Origin of the sequence: Streptomyces boncukensis (assembly GCF_011045075.1) — a bacterium.
In the GTDB taxonomy this organism is placed as follows: Bacteria; Actinomycetota; Actinomycetes; order Streptomycetales; family Streptomycetaceae; genus Streptomyces; species Streptomyces boncukensis.
On record NZ_JAAKZZ010000598.1, the window covers coordinates 1 to 4022 of the forward strand.

The window sequence follows — 4022 nt, forward strand, 5'->3', positions numbered from 1 at the left end:
CCGATCCGCCTCCCGCGCCGCCTGCCGATCCGTCCGCTGCACCGCAGCCCGGCGCTCCGCAGCCGGCGCCCGCACCGCAGGGCTCCGTGCCGCACGCCGCCGGTGCTCCGCAGTGCACGTCCGGACCGAGCATCGGCGCCCTCTCCTCCCACGACCTGCTGGGCCTGCTGGGCCAGGTCCCCGCGCTGGCCGCCGTGGTGCACGGGCCGGAGCACCGCATCGCGTTCGTGAATGACGCGTACGCGTCCGTCTTCGGCAGCCGCCCGCCCGGCGCCCCGGCCCGGGAGGCGCTGCCCGAGCTGGTCGAGCTGGGGCTGCTGCCGCTGATGGACCAGGTGCTGCGCAGCGGCAAGCCCCGCACTGTCAAGTCCCGCCGCGTCCCCGGCAGCCACGAGGCGCGGGACGGCACCGCCAGGGACGGGTACTACACCTTCACCTGCACCCCCACCACGGCCGCCAGCGACCGCGGGGTGCTCATTTTCGCCGCCGATGTCACCGACCAGGTCGAGGCCGCCGAGCGGCTGCGCGCCAGCGAACGCCGGCAGCGCGAGGCAGCCGTCACCCTGCAGCGCAGCCTGCTGCCCCAGGAACTGGAGCAGCCCGACGACCTGCGCGTCGCCGCCACCTACCAGCCGGGCGGCACGGAAGCCGCCGTCGGCGGCGACTGGTATGACGTCATCACCCTCGGAGCGGGCCGCACGGCACTGGTCATCGGCGATGTCATGGGGCGGGGCGTACGGGCCGCGGCTGTCATGGGGCAGCTCCGTACGGCCGTGCGCGCCTACGCCCGGCTCGACCTTCCGCCCCACGAGGTCCTGCAACTGCTCGACGGGCTGGCCGCGGAGATCGACGCCAACCAGATCGCCACCTGTGTCTACGCGGTGCACGACCCGAACGAGGGACTGCTGAGCTACGCCTCCGCCGGCCATCTGCCCATCCTCGTACGGGACGAGGAGGGCACCGTGCACCGCGCCACCGACCACACGGGCCCGCCGCTCGGTACGGGCGGCTGGCTGCACACCACCGGCACGATCGCCCTGCAGCCCGGCTCGACGGCCGTGCTGTACACGGACGGGCTGGTCGAGCGGCGTGACTCGGACATCGAGGAGGGCGTCGCCGCGCTGGAGGACGCCTTCGCCGGTGCGGCCGGGGCCCCGGACATCATCTGCGACCGCCTGCTGCGCTCCCTCGGCGTCACCGCGGAGCACGACGACGACGTGGCCCTCCTCGTCCTCCAGCACCCCGTCCGGACGGGCGCCGACGCGGAGCTGTTCCGTGGCGCCGCGCTGGACCTGCTGGGCGGCACGGAGGCGGCCCCCAGGGCGCGTGCCTTCGCCTCGGGCGTCCTCGCCTCCTGGCGCTTCCCCACGGAGCTGCACGACCTGGGCGTCCTGGCGGCCAGCGAACTGGTCGCCAACTCGCTGCAGCACGGCACCCCGCCCATGCGGCTGCGGCTGCGCCGCACCAACCGCCGCCTGATCGTGGAAGTGACGGACGGCGACGAGCACCTGCCCCGCCGCCGCCGTGCCGAACCGGCGGACGAGTCGGGGCGCGGCATCTCCATCGTCGCCACCATCGCCTCCGCGTGGGGCAGCCGTCGCACGCCGGGCGGAGGGAAGGCCGTGTGGTGCGAGTTCGCCCTCCCGGGCCGGTAGTCCGGCGGGGCCGCGCCGCGGCCGGACGTCAGGCGGCGGCGGTCACGGTGGACGACTCCGGCTCGGCGGCCTGCGGGCCGCCCCGGGCGACGACCAGCGACGGCCGGTCCTGTACGGCGGACAGCCGCCTGCCGAGCGCTCCGGCGAGCACGCTGATCGCCAGCGAGCACACCACCAGCATCCCGATGTACAGGCCGTAGGCGCCGGCCGCGGCCATCAGGCCGCCCACCGCGGGGCCCACGGCCAGGGCGAGCTGCTTGACCAGAGCGAACGCCGAGTTGTACTGCCCCACGTACCGCGCGGGCGCCAGATCGGCGACCAGAGGGGCCACGGTCGGCGAGAGCATCGTCTCGCCGACACCGAACAGGGCGTAGGTGCTGATCAGCAGCGCCGTCGCGACGGCCTGCGATCCGTGCACCAGCCCAGAGGCGCCCGCGGCCAGCCACGCCACGGTCCAGATCAGCCCGACCGCGGCCACCACCCGGCTGCGCCGCTTCCGTTCGACGAACCGCAGCACCACGAACTGCGCCAGCACGATCACCGCGGTGTTGGCGGCCAGCGCGACGCCCAGGGTGGACGTGGAGATCCGGGTGACCTCGACGGCGTACGCCGAGAGGCCGGACTCGAACTGTCCGTAGCACGCGAAGAACAGCACGAACCCGAGCACGCACAGCAGCACCATCGACCGGTCGCCCAGCAGGACGCGCCACCCCTGGTGCTCCTCCGGGCCGCCGTCGGCAGCGCCCGGGGAGGGAGTCTCCGCGGCCGGACGGGCCACCCGTACCGTCACCAGGACGGCCAGCAGCACCATGAACATGGTCGCCTCGATGATGAACAGCACGGTGAAGCTCGCGGGCCGGTGCTCGTCCACCAGGAACCCGCCGATGAGCCCGCCGACGCCGAGCCCGAGGTTGTTCAGGAAGAACTGGGTGGCGAAGGCGCGGGACCGGGTGGCCCGGGTCGAGCACCAGACGATCAGCGTCGCCAGCGCGGGCTGCAGCACCGCGATGCCGCCGCCCATCAGGGCTGACGAGGCGAGCGCGGCGGGCGCGGTCGTGGACAGGCCGAAGCTCAGCGCGCCCAGCGCGGCGGAGACGGCACCCGCGACCACCATCACCATCGGACCCCGCCGGTCGATCACCCGTCCGGTGAACGGCAGCACGGCGAGCGCGGCGGCGGCGAAGGCGGCGAGGACGGCACCGGCGGTGCCGTCGCCCAGGTCGCGCACCTTGGCGACGTAGACGAAGAGGAACGGCACGGTGAAGCCGTTGCCGAATGCTGCGAGGGCGTTGCCGAGCTGGATCCGACGCAGCGCGGCGCCCATCACGGTGGTCACACTCACCTTCCCAGGTCGTAGTAAGAGGCTGAAGAGTTTCAGATTAAAGTTCGACGTTGAAGACTACACAGGGCAAGGCTTCAATGCCAAGGCGAAGCCGTGTCATACTCCGCACATGCCGGACCGACAGCCGACGCTCGACGAGCAGATCGCCATCTACCAGCGCGAATACCGCGACCTGGACCCCCAGGTGGAGAAGGTGGTCAACGCCCTGAGCCGTCTCGACCGCCGTATGAACGTCGCGTACGGCCGCCACCTCGCGACGCTGAACCTCGGCGGCGCCGAGTGGGAGGTGCTCAAGGAGCTGGTGATGGCGGGCGAGCCCTACCAGCTGTGGCCGGGCACCATCGCGCGGCGGCTCGGCCTGACCCCGGCCGCGATGACGCACCGGATCGACCGCATGCTCGGCCAGGGGCTGGTCACCCGGGAGCAGGACCCGGACAACCGGGTCCGGGTGATCATCGGGATCACCGACGCGGGCCGGGAGAAGTGGCTGGAGGTCATGCGCAGGGCGTCGGTCTTCGAGGAGGACCTCCTCCAGGACCTCAACGCGGAGGAGCGGGGCCACCTCGGCGAGCTCCTCACCCGGCTGCTCCGCCGCGTCGAGGACGCCCAGCCGGACGCGGGTGGCCGGCTGACGGACTTGGAGTGACGCTCAGTTGACACGGGTCCGGGTGGTCCGTAAAGTACTCCGAGCTGCCAGCGAGCCCGACGGGTTCGCGTCGGCGCCAACCCTACTTCAGCAAGGCTCCCCTTCGCCGGGGCTTATTTGACATGCCAAATTCCCGGTGAAAGGCTCGATTTTGAATCGGGCCGGGAAATCCCCTAAAGTAGAGAACGTGCCGCACGGCGCCCCCGCCGACCGGGGGAGTCAGAAACGGAAACGGATCTGATAGAGTCGGAGACACCGAAGGGAAGCGCCCGGAGGAAAGCCGAGAGGTTTCCGAAGGAAGCGTCCGTTCCTTGAGAACTCAACAGCGTGCCAAGTAGTCAACGCCAGATTTTTGGTATGCCTCGTCAAGGGGTTTACA

Annotated in this window: 3 protein-coding genes; 2 read left to right on the forward strand and 1 reads right to left on the reverse strand. The window is 71.8% G+C overall.

The features are described 5' to 3' along the window. Window positions 1-1655 (forward strand): ATP-binding SpoIIE family protein phosphatase (locus tag G5C65_RS32705; RefSeq protein ID WP_165302692.1); only part of this gene is annotated, 1655 nt, incomplete at its 5' end. 28 nt (window positions 1656-1683) lie between these two features. Here G5C65_RS32705 and G5C65_RS32710 read toward each other — a convergent pair. After that, window positions 1684-2991, reverse strand: coding sequence for an MFS transporter (locus G5C65_RS32710; RefSeq protein ID WP_165302694.1), 1308 nt, complete (start codon window positions 2989-2991; stop codon window positions 1684-1686). Between the two features lie 115 nt (window positions 2992-3106). On the opposite strand from G5C65_RS32710, the gene G5C65_RS32715 reads away from it, so the two are divergent. Then, window positions 3107-3643: a MarR family winged helix-turn-helix transcriptional regulator gene (locus G5C65_RS32715; protein WP_165302693.1), complete on the forward strand. Its 537-nt coding sequence runs from the start codon at window positions 3107-3109 to the stop codon at window positions 3641-3643. The last annotated feature ends 379 nt before the right edge of the window (window positions 3644-4022 follow it).

Excerpts from the sequence above, each read along its gene's own strand:
- G5C65_RS32715 (WP_165302693.1), top strand. The coding sequence starts at position 3,107 with ATGCCGGACCGACAGCCGACGCTCGACGAGCAGATCGCCATCTACCAG.